This window comes from Streptomyces sp. NPDC056628 (genome assembly GCF_042792555.1).
GTDB lineage: Bacteria > Actinomycetota > Actinomycetes > Streptomycetales > Streptomycetaceae > Streptomyces.
In genome coordinates, this window is record NZ_JBHTWG010000027.1 from 45769 (window position 1) to 63997 (window position 18229).

Genomic DNA, 18229 nt, shown 5'->3' on the forward strand with positions numbered 1-18229 from the left:
GCGGTGCCCCACCCGGTTGCGGCGCAGCCAGCCCACCGCGTGGTCGAACAGCGCCTTCGGGCCCTTGGCGTGCGTCCACGCCCGCCCGTGCCAGAACGTGCGGAACCGCCGGGACCACTCCGCATCGTCGTACTCGTGGTCTTCGTAGGCGTCCCGGATCTCCCACGCGTGCTCGTACGCCGTCTTCGGCCGCTCGGTGTACCGCTTCACCACCGACGCATCCTCGATGCCGGGCTGCGCGGCCAGGTGCTCGACCACCGGCCACGGCGCATCCAGCGGGTCGTCCGGGAGGAACCGGCCGATGTAGCGCACCGTGCACATCTGGAGCGCGAGCCGAGCTGGTGGTACGTCGAGCGGCGCCGAGCGATCAGGTCGCGGTCGACGTCGTCCAGGAAGAAGAACCGCTTCAGCTCGGGGCGGGTCGGCTCCTCGGCGAACTTCCCGTACGCCTCGGCCTGCTCACCGGTCAGGAACTGCACCGGCACGAGCGGACTGTGGCCGGCCCCGGCACCCGCCCGGCGATCTTTCCGCGACCCCCCGGCAGAGCCCCCGGCCGGCGTGCCAGCCGACCATGATCAATCTCAGTGCCGTCCCCCGCACCGACGCCGCGATCGTGCGCGGGGTGCGTGCTCCAGGGGCAGTCCCGAAGTGGGTCCGGGAACTGTGCCGCGTCGTGGGCGGCGCGGCGTCATAGGCACGGGTCAGGGGACGGTCACCCCGCCGACGAGTCCTGTCGGTTCTTCGCCAGCACGGACAGCAGTTCGTAGCCCACGTGTGCGGCCGCGATACCGGTCAGTTCCGCGTGGTCGTAGGCGGGGGCGACCTCGACGATGTCCGCGCCGACGATGTTGAGGCCGACCAGTCCGCGCAGGGTGTGCAGGAGTTCGCGGCTGGTGAGGCCGCCGGCCTCGGGCGTGCCGGTGCCCGGTGCGTGGGCCGGGTCGAGGACGTCGATGTCGACGGAGACGTAGACCGGTCCGTCGCCCAGGCGGCGGCGCATCCGCTCGACGACGGAGGCGACCGTGGCGTCCTGGTAGTCGTCCGCGTGGACGACCTGGAAGCCGAGGACGCCGTCCTCGCGCAGGTCCTCGCGGGAGTACAACGGGCCCCGGATGCCGACGTGGAGGCAGCGCTCGGGGTCGAGCAGGCCCTCCTGTGACGCGCGGCGGAACGGCGTGCCGTGGGTGGTCGGTTCGCCGAAGTACGTGTCCCAGGTGTCCAGGTGGGCGTCGAAGTGGACGACCGCGACGGGGCCGTGCTCGGCCGCGACCGCGCGTAGCAGCGGAAGGGCGATGGTGTGGTCACCGCCGATGGTCAGCAGCCTGGTGCCGCCGGAGCCGAGCTCGCGCGCGGCCAGCTCGACCGTCTTCATCGCGTCGGCGATGTCGAACGGGTTGACCGCGATGTCGCCCGCGTCGGCGACCTGCTGGGCCGCGAACGGGGAGACGTCGAGCGCCGGGTGGTAGGGGCGCAGCAGCTTGGAGGAGGCGCGGACGTGCGCGGGGCCGAAGCGCGCGCCGGGCCGGTAGCTGACGCCGCTGTCGAACGGGACACCGACGACGGCCACGTCGACGTGGTCGACCTCGTCGGTGCGGGGCAGCCGCGCGAAGGTGGCCGGGCCGGCGTAGCGGGGGACGCGGGTGGCGTCGATCGGGCCGACGGGCTGGTCGCTCATCGTGCCTCCTCCTTCAGGGGGTGCGTGGAACGGATGACGCTTCGGTAGAGCTCGGGTCGGCGGTCGCCGAGCACGTCGTTGTGCTCGCCCACGCGCTTGTCCCGGGCGCTGGTCAGTGCGCAGTCGGCGATGAGCAGGGCGTCGTCCGTCCCCGTGGCGGGACCGGCGGCGGGGAAGCCGTCGAGGTCGACGATCACGGAGCCGCCGGTCCATACGACGTCCCGTTCGGTTCCGGTGCGGTCGCAGGCGGCGACGAACATCCGGTTGATCGCGGCGTTGGCCTGCACCCGGATCACCTCGGACGGCCGCTCGCCCCGGGGGCGCGGGAACAGCGGCCAGTTGACCGGCACGCACAGCAGGTCCGCGTCGCGCAGTGCGAGCGTGCGCACGTACTCGGGGAACTCCTGGTCGTAGCAGACCAGCAGGCCGATCCGGCCGACGGCGGTGTCGACCACGGGCGGCAGTTCGGCGCCGGGGACGAAGATCTCGTGCTCGGTGCCGAACAGATGGGCCTTGCGGTGGACTGCTCGCAGGCCGGTGGGGTCGACGAGGACGGCCGAGTTGCGGATCAGGCCGTCCTCGTCGAGCTCGCAGAGCCCGCCGACGACGATCATCCGGTGGCGCCGGGCGAGTGCCGTCCAGTCGGCCACGGCCTCGCCGTCCAGGGGCTCGGCCAGCGAGGCGGCCTCCGCCTTGTCGCGGAAGACGTAGCCGCTGTTGGTGAGCTCGGGCAGGACCACGACCTCGGCCCCGGCGGCCGCGGCCCGCTCGATCGCCGCGCGGGCGGCGGCCCGGTTGCCCTCCTGGTCGCCGACGCGCAGCGTGAGCTGCGCGCAGGCGACGCGGGTGGTGCCGGCGTTCGGGAAGGTCATCTCAGACCGCCAGGGGGGAGCCCTTGTGGGCATCGGGACCTTCTGCGTCCTCGCCCTCCAGCGCGCGGTCGCTCGCGGCGATCGCGTCCGCTTCGGCGTTCAGGTCCAGGCTGCGGGTGAGCCCGTAGTACAGGATGCCCGCGACGAGCAGGCCGACCGCGAAGGAGACGTCCGCGCCGCCCAGCGCCTTCGCGACCGGGCCGGTCCAGAAGGACGTGGCGAAGAACGGCACCATCGCCGCGAAGCCGACGGTGTAGGCGGTCAGGCCCTGCCAGGACCAGCGGCCGTAGATGCCGCGCGGGTCGAAGATCGCGGTGATCGCGTAGTGGCCGCGGCGGACGAAGTAGAAGTCCACCAGGTTGACCGCCGTCCACGGGATCAGGAAGTACAGCATCAGCAGCACGAAGTTGTTGAAGTTCGCCAGGTAGTCGGCGGGCAGCACGAGGGCGACCACGAAGACGACCAGCTCGATCACCACGATGCCGGCGACCCGGGACTTCACCGTCGGGCGGACCTTGCGGAACGCGTCCACCGCACTGGTGGAGGTCAGCATCGCGCCGTAGGCGTTGACCGCCATGATCGAGATCAGGGCGAGCGAGGAGACGACCACGGCGAAGGTGCCGAAGCCGGGCAGGATCGCGTTGCCGACCTGCCGCAGGCCACTGATCGCGTCCGGGTTCGGCAGCGAGGAGGCCAGCAGGGACCCCAGGGACATCAGCCAGACCGCGGACCCGGCCGCGCCCAGGTAGGTCCACCAGATGACCTTCTTGGACGGAACGTCCTTGGACAGGTAGCGCGAGTAGTCCGAGACGTAGACGGCGTAGCTGATCTGGTAGCCGGCCGCCGCCGAGAAGACCACCAGGAAGGCGGTGAAACCGCCCCCACCGCCGGAGCCGCTCGCGGCCGCGGCGTGCGGGTGCAGCTGCACGACCGCGCCGACGGTCAGCACGCCGAAGACGACGATCAGCAGGTAGGTGAGCCAGCGCTGCACCGCGTGCAGCAGGTCGTGACCGACCACGGCCAGCACGATCGCCAGGCCGATCAGCAGCGCGTACCACAGGGTGGTGCCGCCGGGCAGGATCGTCTGCAGGCCCTGGGTCGCCAGTACCACGTTGAAGACGTTGAAGCCGATGTAGACGAAGACCACAGCCGCGAACGGCACGATCGCGCCGCGGATGCCGAACTGGGCACGCGACTGGATCATCTGCGGCAGACCCATCCGCGGGCCCTGGTTGGCGTGGAAGGCCATGAAGAAGGTGCCGAAGCAGGCCCCCAGCACGACCGCCAGCACCGACCAGCCCAGACCCAGCCCCAGCGAGGGTCCGATGAAGCCGGTCACCATCGTGGTCAGCACGAAGTTGCCGGTGAACCAGAACGGCCCCTGATGCCAGACCTTGCCGTGCCGCTCGCGGGCGGGCACGTAGTCGATGGAGCGCGTCTCGATCAGGCCGCCGGACGCGGTGGCGGCCGAACCGTCGCCGGCAGGCGACGGGGGATGAGGTCTGTGCTGGTCCATGGGCCCTCCTGGGGTGGCACGGAGGCGGGTAGTAGCAGGAACCTACGCGGCCCAGGAACCCCCGACGATGGCTACCATGTCGATTCTCCCTCACCATGATGGACACTGTGTCCATGCCCCTTCACCTCGCCGACCTGGTCGCGCTCCCCGAGCTTCGCCTCTCCGTGGTCGCCGCTCCGGACCGACTGAACCGTCCGGTCGAGGCGGCCCACGTCTCCGAACTGCTCCGCCCGGGGCCCTGGCTGCAAGGAGGCGAACTGCTGATGACCATCGGACTGCTGCTCCCGATGACGACGCAGGCCTGCCACGCCTACGTGCGGGACTGCGCGGCGGCCGGCGCCAGCGCGCTGGTGCTCGGCCTCGGCCACGACCTGCCCCACCAGCAGGCCCCCGCCCCGCTGATCGCCGCCGCCGCCGAGGCGGACCTGCCGCTGCTCACCGTGCCCGACGAGGTGCCGTTCATCGCCGTCACCAAGGCCGTGTTCGCCGCCAAGGCCGCCGAACAGCACCGCGCCCTGGAACGTGCCTTCGACGCCCAGCGGCGGCTCACCGCCGCCGCAGCCTCAGGACGCGGCCTGACCGCGACGCTGGAAGCCTGGGTCGACGCGACCGGCGTCGGCGCCGCCGTCACCGACCTGCTCGGCCGCCCGATCGCCGCCGCCGGCCTGGACAACCTCGACCCCTTCGGCCCAGAGGGCCTGCCACCGCGCATCACCCAACTCGCCCGCAAGGTGGTCGCACGCGGGCTGCGCGGCAGCGCCAGCAGCACGGAGTACAACCTCGGCGTCGAAGTCCAGCCGCTGGGCGCGAACCGCCTGCGCGGCCTGCTCGTACTCGCCGGTGCGCTCGCCCCCGACCACCGGATGCCCGCTTCCGGCCTGGTCTCGCTGCTCTCACTGGAGCTGGAACGCCGCCACCTGGCCGACGAGCCGGAGCGCCGCCGCCGCTCGGCGCTGCTGGGCCGGCTGCTCAGCGAGGGCGTCTCCGCCGAACACGCCCGCCACGTGCTGGCCCTCGCGGGGCTGGCCAGCGATGCCGTCCGCGCGGTCGCCGTCGAACCGGCAGACGGCACCGCCGCCGACGCTGCGGCCGAGGCAGCGGCGGACCTCGCCCTCGCCGTGCCAGGCGGCCTGGTCCGCGTCCACGACGGCCTGGTCGAGGCCGTCGTCGGGGAGGACCTGGGCCTGCTCGACGTGCTCACCCGCTTCGCACCCGGCTCCCCGGCGGGCATCGGCCCGGCCGTCCCACCGGAGGCGGCCACGGGCTCGCTGCGCCAAGCCCGCGCCTTGGTAGGCGTCAGCCGCGCACTCGGCCACCCGGCCGAGGCACACGAGGCGCGCTCGGCGCGCCTGCTGCTGGAGTTCGGCGACCGCCGCGCGCTGCGCGGCTACGCCGACGCCGTCCTCGGCCCCCTCGACTCCGCCGACCCGACCGGCGACCTGGCCCGCACACTCGCCACCTGGCTCGACACCGGCGGCTCCTGGGACGAGACCTCCCGTCGCCTCGCCGTCCACCGCCACACCGCCCGCAACCGCGTCGACAAGGCCATGCGCCTGACCGGCCGCAACCTCGATGACGGCGACGACCGCTTCGACCTGTGGCTGGCCACGCGCATCCGCCAGGGCACGTGGACACCGGAAGCGTGAGCCGTGCGGCCTGGGCCTGGTATCCAGGCGCACAGTTGCGCGGCTGAGTCCTTGCGCACGGATGGCCGGGGCCCGCCACCCTACCGACGGCTTGTCAGGCCGTTGCCGTGCGCGCGAAGGGCCGCGGTGCTGCCCGGGGCCTGGGAATCGCGTTGGCGAGCCCGAGGTCCAGCCGCTTGCCCAGGTCGAGCCGGAAGGTGCCGTACGGGTTGATGTCCGACCAGAACAAGGCGGTCAACCCGCGCCGATCCTCATCGCCGAGTCGGTCCGCCCGCGCGGGCTCGGCGAGAACCTGCCGCAGCAGAACGGTGGTGATGTGCACCAGTGCGGACTGGAGCAGGCGCAGGGCCAGCATGCTGGTTTCGGCGTGCTCCTTGTCCGGGCGGTCAAGGCACCGTCCTTGCCGTAGTGGAGGACGGTGGTGCCGCTGTTCCAGCTCTCGACGACCTGCAGCCCGGTGGGGATCTCCCGCCGCAGCCCAGGACTGGCAACGTAGTCGCAGGCGAAGATCGTGCGTACCGCGCGGCCGAGGTCTTCGAGCGCTTGATAGGTGGGGTGCTTGGGGCCGCCGCGGGTGAAGCGCCGTAGGACCTGCTCGGCCTCGGCGGCGCCCAGCCGCAGGGCGGTGGCGTACTTCACCATCTGGTCGTACTGCTCGGCGATCAGATCCCACCGGATCGACCTGGTGAGGGAGCCGCCGAGCCCCGGCCAGCCGGGAGGGTCATCGTCGGGGCGGTACAGGCGGATGCAGCCGATGATCTTCAGCCGGGGGAGCAGGCGGAAGGTGAGCAGCTCGGTGAACGCGAATCCCACCACGGATGCGCCGTGCCTGTCGACGTAGTGGGACTCGATCTCGGCGTCGGTGCAGTGCCGCAGCAGGCCCTCGATCATGGCCGCGACCTCGGAGGAGGAGCAGTTCTTGATCCGGGAGCAGATGCAGAGGTTCTTTCGCTCGACGTGCCAGTGGATCACCACGCCGTTGCCGCTGTTGCCGCCGTAGCGGGCGTGGTACTCGCTCATGAAGTCGCTCGACCAGGAGCCGAACTTCTTCGAGTCCGAGGCGCACGCCGTGCCCCCGCCCCACCAGGTGGTGTCCCGGACGGCGAAGGTGGCGTTCACGAGTCTGCGGACGGCGGCGCGGAGGGTGTCCACACTGATGAAGTGCCGGCGGATGTGCCGCAGCCCGGCCTCGGTCTCACCGTGCTCACCGGTGGCCACGACCGCGCGGATGCCCATGTTCGTCCCGAGCGCGAACAGTGCGAGCAGCAGCCTGCGCCGGAGCGTGGCGCGGTCGATGCGCTCGTAGGCGGCAACCGAGGAGAACTCGGTGGTGAAGCCGGTGAGGAAGCCGGCGTTCTTGAGAACGTCCAGGAGGTCGAGCACGCCCCAGCGGCGGATCACCTCGCCTTGAGCGCCTGAAGGGGGGAGCGGCGCCGGTGGGCGGATCCCGGCGCTCGCCGCACCACAACTCGAGCGCCGCAACGGTGCCGGCTGCAACGCTGATCCGTGTCGCCGGTCGGTTTCGCCGCCTGGGCCCACCAGGCAGGATGCCCACGAACGGCGGATCCACCTGCTCGCTGAGGCCACCTCGGGCCGATACGCGATCTGACCGGCAGTCGGTCACAGACTTCGCCGTTTCCCGGTGGGACGGGGCCCTGTCGCTGGTCTTGCGCAGGGTTCGGCCCGGCTGGGGCGGGCAGCGCCGTGGACAGGCGCGGGATGCTCCCCGGATGCTTCATCGCCGTCCGGGGCTGGTGCGGCCAGTGCGAGGGCATCCTTACGCGCGGTCAGGTCATGCAGTTGCTGAATGAGTTCTGTGACAGGCGGCTGTGTGGTGGGTGATGTGCCGACCTGGCTTCGTGCGCGCAGCAGTTCACCGTAGAGGGCTCCGTACATTCCGCAGAGCTTGATGGATGCCTCGACACGGTCATGCAGGCCGGTCGCGTAGGGCACGGCGACAGCCACTGCGGCGAGGCAGGACAGCGTGGAGAGCACGATCTGGGCGGTGAGGCGAGAACCCTCGTCGACGAGCGGCCACGCCAGCAGCCCGGTGATGGTGGTCAGTACGGCCGCGGCGATGTTGTACAGGCGGACTCTGCGCAGCAGACGAACCGCCTCTCGCGGGGTTCTCGTCACCCAGTAGCGCGCCCGTGTGACGCTGCTGTCGAGCCGGCGCAGGGCCTCGCCGTCATACGGCACACTGTCAGAACCTTTTCGTCGTCTGACCAACGTCAACAGCACTGCCATGGCACTCCCGCACGCGTCCGGTAGTGATTCCACAGTGACGTCGGTCGAGCGCCCACTTTCAATGCAACGCGCCGATTTCCGGCTCAAAGGACCCTGCAGGCCGCCGATCAGCCGTATACCCGCTTGCTTTGCGATCACCGCAAGGTGGGTGCATAGTGTGTGAAACGAGCCCAGCCGGGTGTTTCATCCGACGGGCGCACTCTGCGCCGGAGCCCCGGCCCGATTACGGCGGGCCGGGGCTCCTCAGGCACAACAGGCGAGACGCTTACGTCCCCCGGTGACGTCTTGCGAGTTCGGTCGCTGGCGAGGCTTCTTAGTCGATCACGCGGAAGCTGCTCGCGGGGAAGGTCCCCGGGACCCCGAACTGGCTGCCACCAGGCAGGACCGTGGCGGCAGGATTGCCGGCGTTGCAGTTGTCCCCGTTGAAGAACTGAACGACCCTGTCGGTGTTGTTGGTGATGTTGAAGCTGGTGAATGCGGGGCGGGTCACGGCCACACACGCTCCCGGGTCAGCCGAGTACGTCCGCTCGTTGATCTGGATCTCGCCGTCGTGCTTCTTGTTGTGACCGTTGAAGTCCTTCTTGAAGTCGTGGTCGCTGTCGCCGCCGAGGGGAGCCGAGGCGGGGCGGACGGCCTGGGCCGACCGCGCCTGAGGGGCGTCGGCGGAGGCGTAGGTCACGCCGGTGACAGTCATGGCCACGGCTGCCGAGGCGCCGGCGATCAGGGCGGCGGTACGCTTCTCCATTTTCACTTCTTCCTTCTTTGAGGGAAATCGGCTGAGCTGCCGATCTGCGACTGAACCTACTGAGGGCAATTTCCGGCTGCACCTCAAAGATCACTAACGTGTGACCCGCAGCCGCCAACCGGACGTACGCAACGACATGTGATGGGCTTTCCCGATGTCCCTGACATCCCGTCAAATGACGGTAATGCGAGACCGTTTCAGGAAAGGGCTAGCCCAGGCCGGTGAATGCACCGGCGGTCCTTCACCCCGTCGGACCGCCAGGGGTGTGTCGGACCTTGACGCTACTGCTGAGTCACTTTCTGAAGTCTTGTCAAGGACCGGCGCTCCCTCGCGAGTCTCGCTGCCGAAGAGTCGACCGGAGGGCCGCGACGGGTTTGGTGACAGGCGCCGGCCGATGGGAGAGCTGCGGCCTGCGGGGGCCGGTCAGGGCGCTGGATTCGTCCGGCCACCGCGGCCCTCGTCGTTCTTGTGGCGGGTGTACACGGCCAGGGGAGCGGTCCGAGACGACGTCTTACCCGCGCACCGCATCGCACTGGGTGCGTGGGCGGACCTGGCGGCCCTGCACCAGGCCACCGGCACGGACGTGAGTGTGGTGCATCATGTCGAACTGCCCGTGGGCCTGGGGCATCCGCTGCGCCACTGCCATCGCCGCGTCCTCACCGCTTACGCCGCTGTACGGGCGCTGCATCCGCCAGCTCGGACAGCGGGGGAGCCCTGGGCGGGCAGAGAGCACCGGTGAGTGCGGCTGCGGGGGACTGGCCCGGCCGTGGGACCGTGCCACCGCCCGTCACCTCGGGGCTGCGCGTCAGCCCTCTCATGGCATGACATCGATGAGACGCTGATGTTCAGACGTCGGCCACGGCGGAGCGTTTTGTCCGCCCGCCCGGAGGTGTCGCGCCGTCCGGCCGCGAAAAAGACGGCCGGACCTGTCGGCACCGATCCGCGGTTCCCGCACGGTCCGCTCGCGGTACTGGACGGCGACGGCTCCGCCTACGGCATCGAGGGCATCGGCTCGACTGCCCCGCGCGCACGACCCCTCAGCTGATGGAGTGGACACTGAGCCTTTTCCAACCTCATCCCTGTACTGCTCAACGGCCTGCGGACGACTGAACCGATCTGTAGCGGGTCGTGACCAGCAGATCCGCAGTCTGTCCCGGCGGCCCAGACACCTCGCCGAGCATGGTCAGCGGCGCTGACAGCCGGGTTAGCAAGGGCTTAGCCCTCCGGCAGCTCCCATGAGGCGAACCAGTGGGGGAACGGTCCGGCGGAGGGCGGGAAGGCGAACGGCGGGGTGCGGTCGGTGAGCAGGCGCAGCACGAACTCGCCGGTGCCGCAGTCGAAGCGCTGCCACTCACCGTCCAGGTACTGCACCAGAACCGGCCAGTCGTCGGGATCGGCCGGTCCGGTCAGCCAGTGGAAGGTCAGCTCCTGCTCGGAGGTCCCCCATATGAGCACGCCGCCGGGCGCGGGGTGGACCGGGTATGGCCGGTACAGGTCGGCGTACCGCGCCATGTCCTGGCCCCAGGAGACTAGATCCGTGCCCGGCGCACCCGGCACCAGCAGGTCCAGGTACTCGTCGAAGCTGCCCGCGCCGAAGGCGTCGACGATGTCCTTGTAGTCACCGGGCAGCGCGGTGCCCAGCGCCGCCTCCGCCGCGGCCCAGTCCACGCCGCACCGATCGGGCTCCGTCCACCCGGTGGCCTCCCGCAGCAACGCCACCCACCCGACCCCGGGCGGGCGGGTGAACGCGCGCCGGGCGAGGATCACGACGCGGCGCGGGCCATCGGCGGTGGCCGTCACGCCGTATCCGAACCAGTGCCCGGCCAGCACCCACCCACGCAGCTCCAGCAGCCCGCCCTCCCCGCCGATGGGGAGCCCACCCTCGACGCCCACCGGCGGACCGTCGGGCACCCCTGCCGCCCTACCCCCGACGACCCAGGCACGTACCGGCAGACCCGCCCCGTCAACCACGTCCGCAGCGACGCGCTCCAGCTCGGCCAGATCCTCCGCGTCACTGGGCACACAGACATGCCCTGCCCCATGAATGGGCAGCGGGCAGTGCAATTCGGGCGCGCGCCAGGCGTCGTTCAGACGGGCGCGCAGAGCTGAGGCGTCCACGCGGCCAAGTGAACAGCACGGCACTGACATTGATCCTTTTCAACCTGCATCAGCAGTACGCCGTTGGGCTGACAACAGGAGAAGCCCCCTGGTAGGTGGGTTTTCAACCAAGATCACCAGTCTGTCAGGAGCTTCCGCGTGCTTGTCTACCCGTCCGGTATCGACCTGTCCAGCCGCTCTCTGCAGCACCTCTCCGGTCTTCTCGCAGGCCACCGTCGACGGATCGGCTCCCGCTGGCGTCGCCTGACCTGTGGCCGGCAGGTCGTGCTCGTCCTGGCCCACCAGCGATACGGCGACACCTACGCCCGCCTCGCAGCAGGTTTCCGCGTCGGAATCGCGACGGTCCACCGGTACATACGCGAGGCCGTGGACCTTCTGGCCGCTCTCGCGCCCACGCTGGAACAGACCATGACGACGGTGCGGAAGAAGGCGTACGTGACCCTCGACGGCACCGTACTGCCGATCGACCGCATCGCCGCTGTGTCGTCGACGCGGAAAGCCTGCGCCCGACGGCGTCCCGCGAGTCCCTGAGGGACGCGTCGACTGGGACGTGAGCACCTGGTACTGCACCACCATCCGTCAGGCGACAGCCGCCGGTAAGACGGTCGGTCGTGTCCGGCTGCTCGACGACCCGCCGACCGACGGGCAGCGCTACCTACTGTGCAACGCCGAGCGCAACGCCGCCCTCGGGGAGGACATCCGCGCCCTGAGCCGCAGCGAGGCCGAGCGGCTGCACCTCGGCGACGAAGACTTCTGGATCTTCGACTCCCGGCTCGTGGCCCGGCTGCTCTTCACCGAGGCGGACGAATTGACGGGCGTGGAGCTGATCACCGAACCGGCGCAGGTCGTGCGCTACTCCCGGCTGCGGGATGCCGCCTGGCACCACGCCGCCCCCCATTAGACCAACAGCGGGTACCCATGGCGACCGACTACCAGCACTGCCCGCGAGGCACTCGGGGTGCGCCTGCGCGAGCTGAGGATGACCGCGCCCGGCGGCCGTCTCACGGGTACCCGCCTGGCCGAGATACTCGGCTGGCCTCAGCCGAAGGTCTCCAAACTGGAAAACGGCAAGCAGACCGCCACCCCCGAAGACCTCAGGGCCTGGGCCGACGCCACGGGCCAGCCCCACGCATACAGCGAACTCCGCGCCCGGCTGAGAGGATTCGAGTCCCACATCCGCTCGTGGCGGCGCCAGCTCGCCGCAGGCCACCAGCCCGTACAGCAGACCATCGCCGCCGAGTACGAGCGGTCCGCCGCAGTACACGGGTTCGAGAGCGTGACCGTGCCCGGGATCCTCTAGACAGCCGACTACGCCCGGCACGTCTTCACCCGGTACGCGGAACTCCAGCGTTCACCGCGCGACACCGACAAGGCCGTGCGCGCCCGGCTCCGGCGGCAGGAGCTGCTGTACGGGCGGGGCAGGCGGTTCGACATCCTCATCGGCGAGACGGCCCTGCGGTCGCTGATCTGCCCGCCGGCCGTCCTCGCCGCGCAACTCGACCGTCTCACCGGGCTCGTCGGCCTCGACACCGTCACCCTCGGGGTCATCCCCTTCACAGCCTCGCTGAAGATCCCGCCCACGGGCGGGTTCTGGGTGCATGACGAGCGGCTCGTCATCGTCGAGAACTGGCACGCGGAGCTGTGGATCGACGACGCCGACTCCATCGCCCTGTACCTGCGCACCTGGAGCACCCTGCGGGAGTCCGCCGTGTATGGCCCCGAAGCCCAGCGGCTCATCGGTGACGCGCGCCGGGCCCTGAACGTATCGGCTCGATAAGAGCAGGCGAGTGCCGCCTTGGTGGCGGAGGGTGGAAGCAGGCAGCCTCTGGCGTCCCGTCCCCCTCGGGACGCGGCTTCCTTGGCTTCCGCTGCCGTGGGGCGGGTCGGCCCGGCATGACGAGTCCCCACTGGCACGTGTTGTGCGGGCTGCCTTCTGACGACTACGCCCGACGCCCCCGACCCATGGAGGTTGCCTCGGGGGTCGAGGGGCGTCGGTGTCGAAATCGAGGCGGCGATGAACAGTTTTCAGTTCATCGCCGCCGGTGTGGGGTCAGCGGTGGCCGTGGCCGTGGCCGTGGCCGTGGCCACGGCCACCGCCGTGGCGGTGGTGGCCCCAGGACTCGTCGTCGACGAAGCGCCCGCGGTCGTTGCGGAGGGTGGCGGTGTCGGAGCGGTTGTCCCACACGTAGTGGCGGCGGTCCTGGTACAGGTCGCTGTCGGTGTCGCGACCGATGCCGGTGTGGATGCGGACGGTGGCGCGGCCTTCGAGGCGGTAGTGGTCGAAGGTGTAGGTGTGGCCGTCTTCGTCCTGGAGGGTCCAGCCGTCGAGGTTCACGGTGCGACGGGTGTTGTTGGTGATCTCCACCCACTCGCGGTTCAGGGAGCGGTTGGAGCGGTCATCCCAGCCGGGGGAGTCGTACTGGACGTCCGAGATCTTCACCCTCGGCCTCTCGGGGCGGGCGTGGTCGGCGGCGGATGCCGGCAGGGTCACCACCGAGACCAGGGCTCCGGCGGTGAGCGCGGCGGCGGCGATACGGCGAGCGGTGACAGAAGCGAAAGCGGACATCAGGTCCCCTCACGTGCGGACACCCTCCCCGGCCCAGCCACAAGAGGGCTGACCCGGAGACGTTGGTGCGTGTGCGGTCGCGGCCGACTGGCCGCACACACACTCTGTCCACTCGGTGGAAACGTTGTGGGGGATACGTGCCCTCTGTTACCTCATGTCCAACTTTCCATGACTCTCGCATGTAACATCCACCTATTTCTCCTCGGAGTGAAGTTGACGCCCCAACAGGCGCACACCCCTTGCGGGCCCTGAGGTGGACGCCCGGTTCGCCAGGTTGCGCCACCCCCCAGCGGCAGAGGGCATCACCCGAAAGTGAGTAACAGCGCAGCAACAACAGGACCAACCCGACGCACGCGAACTACGGACACCACGGCCACTGAGGCCTTCTCGGCCGGCCGCTGGGAGCCGAAGACGGTCGGGTGCTGTCCTGCTGGTTGCCGTATCGCGCTGCCGTACGGTCGGTTCATCACCACTGAGCGTTTTTCAACGGGACCACTGATCGGGCGCGCGCTGTCCCTGCGGGGCAGGCTCCCACTCGGTCTCGGGGACCCCAAGGCCGCCCCCGCGAGCCTCACCGAGGGGGTACGGCTGGCCGCCGAATGGCCCGCCGAAGCGGTCGACGCCCAGAGCCTGCACGGCGAACTGGCGCAGGCCTGCATGGCCGTGAGCCGCCCCGACGAGGCGTTGCGCCATCTGACGTTGTCGGCGGAGCTGGAACTGCGCACGGGCACCCGGTTCGACGCGTTCTGCACCTACAGCAACGCCATCCAGCTCAGCGTCGACCTGGGCCGGATCGATGACTGCATCGCACTGCTCGACTCCCTGCTCGCGGAGCCGGACGTCGTCGACGGCGAGCTGGACGACCGGCTCGTCGCCCAACTGCGCCTGACCCGTGCCCGCTCGAAGTCGTCGCTCTGCTCAACCTCGACGCTGGGGTCCGGCGTGGTCTGTGTGGCGCCGGCGGACCGGCGTTGGGGCGGTGGGCGGTCGGGGTGGGGCCGCGTTCAGCGTCAGGTCCACAAGGAACTGCACGCTGTACGACGCCGCCCTGGAAGCCCAGCACGTGAGCCGGCCGCTACAACGTCAGCAACGCCAGGAGCGCTACGAAAGCCGCCACCGAGAGCGTGATCGCCGGGATGGGGGACGGACTGGTCATCGCGAGGCAACCGGCGAAAGCCGCACCCATCACCGCGATCGCGATGGGCGTGCGCTCGTTGGTGGGCACTGAACTGCCTCCAGGCATCGTGGGCGAACATATGTCGAGGAAGGCCGCCGCTTGCCCTCCACCCACTGACACGGCGCACGACTTCGAAACCGGATGCCTGAACATCAGTCAGGAGAACCAGGCTGGAGATGCCACGGGCCCCGGGGGGAAAGGCGTCCCCGGGGCCCCGTGGTGAGGACCCGGAGTCGTGCGGCTGACGCCCCGGACTCTCACACACGATCGCGCTGCCGTGGGACCGGATTCCTGTGTCGCGCGATGACTGGCCCAACGACGCCTAGACCGGTCAAGTCACGTCCGATCTGCATATGCCCTGGTCGTGATCGGCTACCAGCGCATGCCGAGGACGTCGAGTTCGGCCCGTCGTTGTGCGGACAGTTTGGGGTCGCGCCCTGGGCCTGGTGCTGACCGCAGGCCGCCGACCACGGCACCGCGATGGCCTCCCGGTACGGCTGCCCCGAATGCCGCACGGCGAGGCACGCCACCCGCCTCTGAGCGTGCAACCAGGACAGGGCCCGGCGCAACGCGCTGACAGCGAAAGTTACAAACTATCCAGTTCAAATACAGCGAAAATTACATCTGCGCTGTAAACAATGCTGCAGAGTGGTGTAATAATTGCTGTATGAGCCAGGCTGACGTGCTGAGAAGGCTGGGGGAGAGGGCCTCCGACCAGTGGGGGCTGGTGACGGCTGCCCAAGCGAAGCTGGATGGCGTCCAGGGAGTGCACCTGCTGAGGCTGGAGCGTGCGGGCCTGCTCGAAAACGTCGGGCGCGGCGTCTACCGCATCGCAGCCGGGGCTCCGCCGGAACACCTGGAGACGAAAGTGGCCTGGCTGCGGCTGGACCCCAAGACGCCGGCCTGGCAACGCAGCAGCGCGCAGAAGTGGGCGGGCGTTGTGTCGCACGCATCCGCCTGCGAACTCCACCAACTCGGCGACCTTCCCGCTGACCGGGTGGAGCTCATCGTGCCGGCACGGCGCACCACCCGGGACGACAAGGTGCTGCTACACCGCCTGACGCTTGAGGCCGACGACGTCACCGTGGTGGACGGACTGCCGGTCACCACGGCTGAGCGGACCATCACCGATCTGCTGCGCTCGCGTGCAGACGGCGCGCACATCGGCACAGTGATCGCCGACGCCGACCTCAAAGGCCTGATCGACGTCGATCGCCTGGCCGACCGAGTGGTTCCCTTCGTCCGCGGCTACGGCCTTTCGGCAACCGCCTCGGGAGAGGAACTGCTGCAGGCTCTGTGCTGGCAGGCAGGGCGCAGTCTGCGCCGCCACGAAACCGAACAGGCCGCCGCAGCAGGCTTCGCCTCCGCGCTGAACGCACTGGAAGAACTGGCTGCTCAGCCCACTGCGGTGGAGAAGGTCCTGCAGGGACTCGGTTCGACGCCTCTGGAGAAGGCCCTGCAGAACGTGACTGCTGGCCAGTCGGTTCTGCGGTCTCTGGCTGCTCAGCCCACTGCGGTGGAGAAGGTTCTGCAGGGACTCGGTTCGACGCCTCTCGAGAAGATCCTGCAGGATGCGGCTGCTCGCCAGTCGGTACTGCAGGGGCAGACTGCGGTGGCGAAGGTTCTGCAGGAACTCGGTTCCATGTCCCTGGAGAAAATCCTGCGGGACGCGGCCACCCGGCGCTCCCTGGGGGCTTCGAACGGACTGGGGCAGGCAGCGAAAGGCCGGGACGTAGGGCGGCCTGTGCGGGAGCAGTCGACGCCCCGGCCTCGGGCACTTGAGACGGCCAAACATGATGAAGAAGAAGCTGACTGACCCCGCCCGGCCCACGCCCGTGGGGTCGGCCCCTTCGAAGACGGCCCGGCGAGGGGCACGATGAGCGACGGCTACGCCACTCCGAGAGCGCTGGATACCGCGCTGAAGCACCACGCCAAGCAGCATGCGAAAAGCGCTGGAGATGTAGGGGCGCTGCGCCGTGCGTTCTTCTTCCAGCGGCTGACGGCGCGTGTCTTTGTCGCTGACCCCGACGGTTGGATGATCAAAGGCGGGCAGGCGCTGCTGCTGCGCTACTCCACTGACGCTCGCCTGAGCAGGGACATCGACATCCTGCGTGCCGACAGCGAGGCGAGCATCGAGGAGGCAGTCCAGGCTCTGAAGGCCGCAGCAGCTGTGGACCTGGGTGACCATCTCACCTTCGTCCCCACCGGGCTGACCCTGCACGGCGACGAGGAAGGCGGCGCCAACCAGGCCTTCACTGTTCAACTGGGGCCCCGCAAGTCCGAGTCCATCCGAGTGGACCTGGTAGTCGGCCGCCTCCCCACAGCTGTTCCGCAGGTGCGCCGTATCGAGCCGGCGGTACCGATGCCCTGGCCCGACGACTGGCCCGAGGTGCGTCTGTACCCGGTGGTCGACCATCTGGCCGACAAAATTTGCGCCATGTACGAGTGGCACGGCACCATCCCCTCGAGCCGGTTCCGCGACCTGGCGGACCTGCTGCTGATCAGCCAGCGCGAGGTGATCGACGGCGTACAGGCGCGGCACGCGCTCCACACAGAGGCTGCTCGGCGGACCGCCAGGGGCAAGGTCCGACTTGAGCTGCCGGACTCTTTCAGGACACCGCACGCGTCCTGGCGGACGGGCTATCCCCGTGCTGCCCGTGACGTGAGCGGCCTTGTGGGGTGCGCGACCTGGGAGGCTGCCGAAGCAGCCGCGGGCGAGTTCCTCACCCCTCTGCTGGGAAGCGACCCCATCACGGCCTGGGATCCCGAGCAGCGCCGGTGGCGGACAGGCTGAACTGCCGCAAGCGATGGTTCCCCGCTGTCCCGCAGCTGGCTGGTACGCCGGGCCCCTGGCCAGCACACCAGCGCCCTTCCCCGACCCGGCCTGGGTCCGGCACCAGCCCAGACGACGTCTTCCTTGCCGATGGCCGGCCTGCACCCGGCGGCGTCCGCGGACCAACTGACCGCCGAGACCCGTACCGGCTGCGCTCGCGTGGACCACAGCTGCTGCGCCGGGCCTTCAGTCGCCCGGGCGCCTCACCGGTATAGGCGGTCGCCGGTGAGACGCCGAGAAGCCGGGGCGGACAGTTAGCCGGCAGTGAGGGGCCGGTCGTCGACGACGATCGTGGTCACCTCGCCGCTTGAGAAACGCTCGGTGCTGCTGGTGGCGGTGACGGCTTGGTAGGTGCGGGAGTGGATGGCGTGGGCGAGGGCCCACGCGGCCAGGTCGTCGTCGGCGGGCTGGTTGAGGATGTGCTGGGTGGTGACCAGTACGGCGAGCAGGGAGCGGCCGGAGAGGATGGTGTCGATCTGCCCGTCGTCCGTGTCGATCTTGTCCGGTAGCCGGAAGTGGGGGTGAGCGAGAGACTTTTCCACCAGGAAGACCCAGGTGTCTTTGTGGCAGATCAGCCGCGCAGAAGAGACGGCGGCCGCTGCCAGCAGCCCGCGCCGGTACTCGGCCTGTTGTTCCTCGGCGCCCGCAGACTCGCTGCTCGGCGTGCCGGCGGGTTCGGCAGGTACTGAGGGCGGTACCGCGGCCGGAGTGAGGCCGAGCGTGGTGGGCCCGGCGCCGTCTTCTCGGGCAGGAGACCCGGACAGCAAGGCACCTGCATGGTCCGCCACTTCGTGGTGAACGCCGGAAGTGTGCCAGCCCGACCCGGTCGGCATC

The 18229-nt window shown here is 69.9% G+C and carries 13 protein-coding genes and 5 pseudogenes; 7 read left to right on the forward strand and 11 right to left on the reverse strand.

Annotated elements, in window-relative coordinates; all coding sequences use genetic code 11:
• Nucleotides 1-9 precede the first annotated feature (9 nt).
• The 4 genes and pseudogenes from ACFRAC_RS26760 to ACFRAC_RS26775 form a co-directional block, all read right to left on the reverse strand.
• Nucleotides 10-485: pseudogene (locus ACFRAC_RS26760) on the reverse strand (DUF4158 domain-containing protein); the annotation flags it as partial.
• 227 nt (nt 486-712) lie between these two features.
• Nucleotides 713-1675, reverse strand: a complete 963-nt coding sequence (gene speB / locus ACFRAC_RS26765) for an agmatinase (protein WP_382930876.1) — start codon at nt 1673-1675, stop codon at nt 713-715.
• Nucleotides 1672-2547 carry a nitrilase-related carbon-nitrogen hydrolase gene (locus tag ACFRAC_RS26770; protein ID WP_382930884.1) on the reverse strand — a complete coding sequence of 292 codons (876 nt, stop codon included), beginning with the start codon at nt 2545-2547 and terminating at the stop codon, nt 1672-1674. Before ACFRAC_RS26770 ends, speB begins: the two co-directional genes overlap by 4 nt.
• Nucleotide 2548: 1 nt before the next feature.
• Complete coding sequence (locus ACFRAC_RS26775) at nt 2549-4063, reverse strand: purine-cytosine permease family protein (protein ID WP_382930891.1); 1515 nt, start codon at nt 4061-4063, stop codon at nt 2549-2551.
• A gap of 113 nt (nt 4064-4176) precedes the next feature.
• On the opposite strand from ACFRAC_RS26775, the gene ACFRAC_RS26780 reads away from it, so the two are divergent.
• Nucleotides 4177-5709, forward strand: coding sequence for a PucR family transcriptional regulator (locus ACFRAC_RS26780; RefSeq protein ID WP_382930898.1), 1533 nt, complete (start codon nt 4177-4179; stop codon nt 5707-5709).
• A gap of 94 nt (nt 5710-5803) precedes the next feature.
• On the opposite strand, the gene ACFRAC_RS26785 is transcribed toward ACFRAC_RS26780, so the two are convergent.
• The 5 genes and pseudogenes from ACFRAC_RS26785 to ACFRAC_RS26805 all read right to left on the reverse strand — a co-directional run bounded on the left by ACFRAC_RS26785 (nt 5804) and on the right by ACFRAC_RS26805 (nt 10594).
• On the reverse strand, nt 5804-5947 hold the full coding sequence (locus tag ACFRAC_RS26785) for a hypothetical protein (protein WP_382931170.1): 144 nt from the start codon (nt 5945-5947) through the stop codon (nt 5804-5806).
• Nucleotides 5948-5962: 15 nt separating this feature from the next.
• Nucleotides 5963-7296: pseudogene (locus ACFRAC_RS26790) on the reverse strand (Tn3 family transposase); the annotation flags it as partial.
• Nucleotides 7297-7329: 33 nt separating this feature from the next.
• On the reverse strand, nt 7330-7956 hold the full coding sequence (locus ACFRAC_RS26795; protein WP_382930905.1) for a hypothetical protein: 627 nt from the start codon (nt 7954-7956) through the stop codon (nt 7330-7332).
• A gap of 313 nt (nt 7957-8269) precedes the next feature.
• Nucleotides 8270-8701 carry a hypothetical protein gene (locus ACFRAC_RS26800; RefSeq protein ID WP_382930910.1) on the reverse strand — a complete coding sequence of 144 codons (432 nt, stop codon included), beginning with the start codon at nt 8699-8701 and terminating at the stop codon, nt 8270-8272.
• 1215 nt (nt 8702-9916) lie between these two features.
• The gene (locus ACFRAC_RS26805) at nt 9917-10594 is read right to left on the reverse strand and encodes a hypothetical protein (RefSeq protein ID WP_382930917.1); all 678 of its coding nucleotides are present in this window, start codon (nt 10592-10594) and stop codon (nt 9917-9919) included.
• A gap of 363 nt (nt 10595-10957) precedes the next feature.
• Between ACFRAC_RS26805 and ACFRAC_RS26810 the strand changes: the two are divergent.
• The 3 genes and pseudogenes from ACFRAC_RS26810 to ACFRAC_RS26820 all read left to right on the forward strand — a co-directional run.
• A pseudogene (locus tag ACFRAC_RS26810) lies at nt 10958-11299 on the forward strand (transposase family protein); the annotation flags it as partial.
• Nucleotides 11300-11369: 70 nt separating this feature from the next.
• Complete coding sequence (locus ACFRAC_RS26815; RefSeq protein WP_382930923.1) at nt 11370-11720, forward strand: DUF6879 family protein; 351 nt, start codon at nt 11370-11372, stop codon at nt 11718-11720.
• A 17-nt stretch (nt 11721-11737) separates the two neighbouring features.
• Nucleotides 11738-12596: pseudogene (locus ACFRAC_RS26820) on the forward strand (helix-turn-helix domain-containing protein).
• Between the two features lie 273 nt (nt 12597-12869).
• Here ACFRAC_RS26820 and ACFRAC_RS26825 read toward each other — a convergent pair.
• Nucleotides 12870-13385 carry a lamin tail domain-containing protein gene (locus tag ACFRAC_RS26825; RefSeq protein WP_382930929.1) on the reverse strand — a complete coding sequence of 172 codons (516 nt, stop codon included), beginning with the start codon at nt 13383-13385 and terminating at the stop codon, nt 12870-12872.
• Between the two features lie 504 nt (nt 13386-13889).
• Between ACFRAC_RS26825 and ACFRAC_RS26830 the strand changes: the two are divergent.
• The 3 genes and pseudogenes from ACFRAC_RS26830 to ACFRAC_RS26840 all read left to right on the forward strand — a co-directional run.
• Nucleotides 13890-14288: pseudogene (locus tag ACFRAC_RS26830) on the forward strand (hypothetical protein); the annotation flags it as partial.
• A gap of 941 nt (nt 14289-15229) precedes the next feature.
• Nucleotides 15230-16378: a type IV toxin-antitoxin system AbiEi family antitoxin domain-containing protein gene (locus ACFRAC_RS26835; protein WP_382930936.1), complete on the forward strand. Its 1149-nt coding sequence runs from the start codon at nt 15230-15232 to the stop codon at nt 16376-16378.
• A 60-nt stretch (nt 16379-16438) separates the two neighbouring features.
• Nucleotides 16439-17356, forward strand: coding sequence for a nucleotidyl transferase AbiEii/AbiGii toxin family protein (locus ACFRAC_RS26840; protein WP_382930942.1), 918 nt, complete (start codon nt 16439-16441; stop codon nt 17354-17356).
• Nucleotides 17357-17649: 293 nt separating this feature from the next.
• Here the strand turns inward: ACFRAC_RS26840 and ACFRAC_RS26845 are convergent, their stop codons facing one another.
• Entirely contained in the window at nt 17650-18228 is a 579-nt protein-coding gene (locus tag ACFRAC_RS26845; RefSeq protein ID WP_382930946.1) for a hypothetical protein, read from the reverse strand.
• Nucleotide 18229: the final 1 nt, after the last annotated feature.

Bases quoted from the DNA above. Each gene is read 5' to 3' on its own strand.
- speB (WP_382930876.1), bottom strand. From the start codon at position 1,675: ATGAGCGACCAGCCCGTCGGCCCGATCGACGCCACCCGCGTCCCCCGC.
- ACFRAC_RS26770 (WP_382930884.1), bottom strand. From the start codon at position 2,547: ATGACCTTCCCGAACGCCGGCACCACCCGCGTCGCCTGCGCGCAGCTC.
- ACFRAC_RS26775 (WP_382930891.1), bottom strand. From the start codon at position 4,063: ATGGACCAGCACAGACCTCATCCCCCGTCGCCTGCCGGCGACGGTTCG.
- ACFRAC_RS26780 (WP_382930898.1), top strand. From the start codon at position 4,177: ATGCCCCTTCACCTCGCCGACCTGGTCGCGCTCCCCGAGCTTCGCCTC.
- ACFRAC_RS26795 (WP_382930905.1), bottom strand. From the start codon at position 7,956: ATGGCAGTGCTGTTGACGTTGGTCAGACGACGAAAAGGTTCTGACAGT.
- ACFRAC_RS26800 (WP_382930910.1), bottom strand. From the start codon at position 8,701: ATGGAGAAGCGTACCGCCGCCCTGATCGCCGGCGCCTCGGCAGCCGTG.
- ACFRAC_RS26825 (WP_382930929.1), bottom strand. From the start codon at position 13,385: ATGTCCGCTTTCGCTTCTGTCACCGCTCGCCGTATCGCCGCCGCCGCG.
- ACFRAC_RS26835 (WP_382930936.1), top strand. From the start codon at position 15,230: ATGAGCCAGGCTGACGTGCTGAGAAGGCTGGGGGAGAGGGCCTCCGAC.
- ACFRAC_RS26840 (WP_382930942.1), top strand. From the start codon at position 16,439: ATGAGCGACGGCTACGCCACTCCGAGAGCGCTGGATACCGCGCTGAAG.
- ACFRAC_RS26845 (WP_382930946.1), bottom strand. From the start codon at position 18,228: ATGCCGACCGGGTCGGGCTGGCACACTTCCGGCGTTCACCACGAAGTG.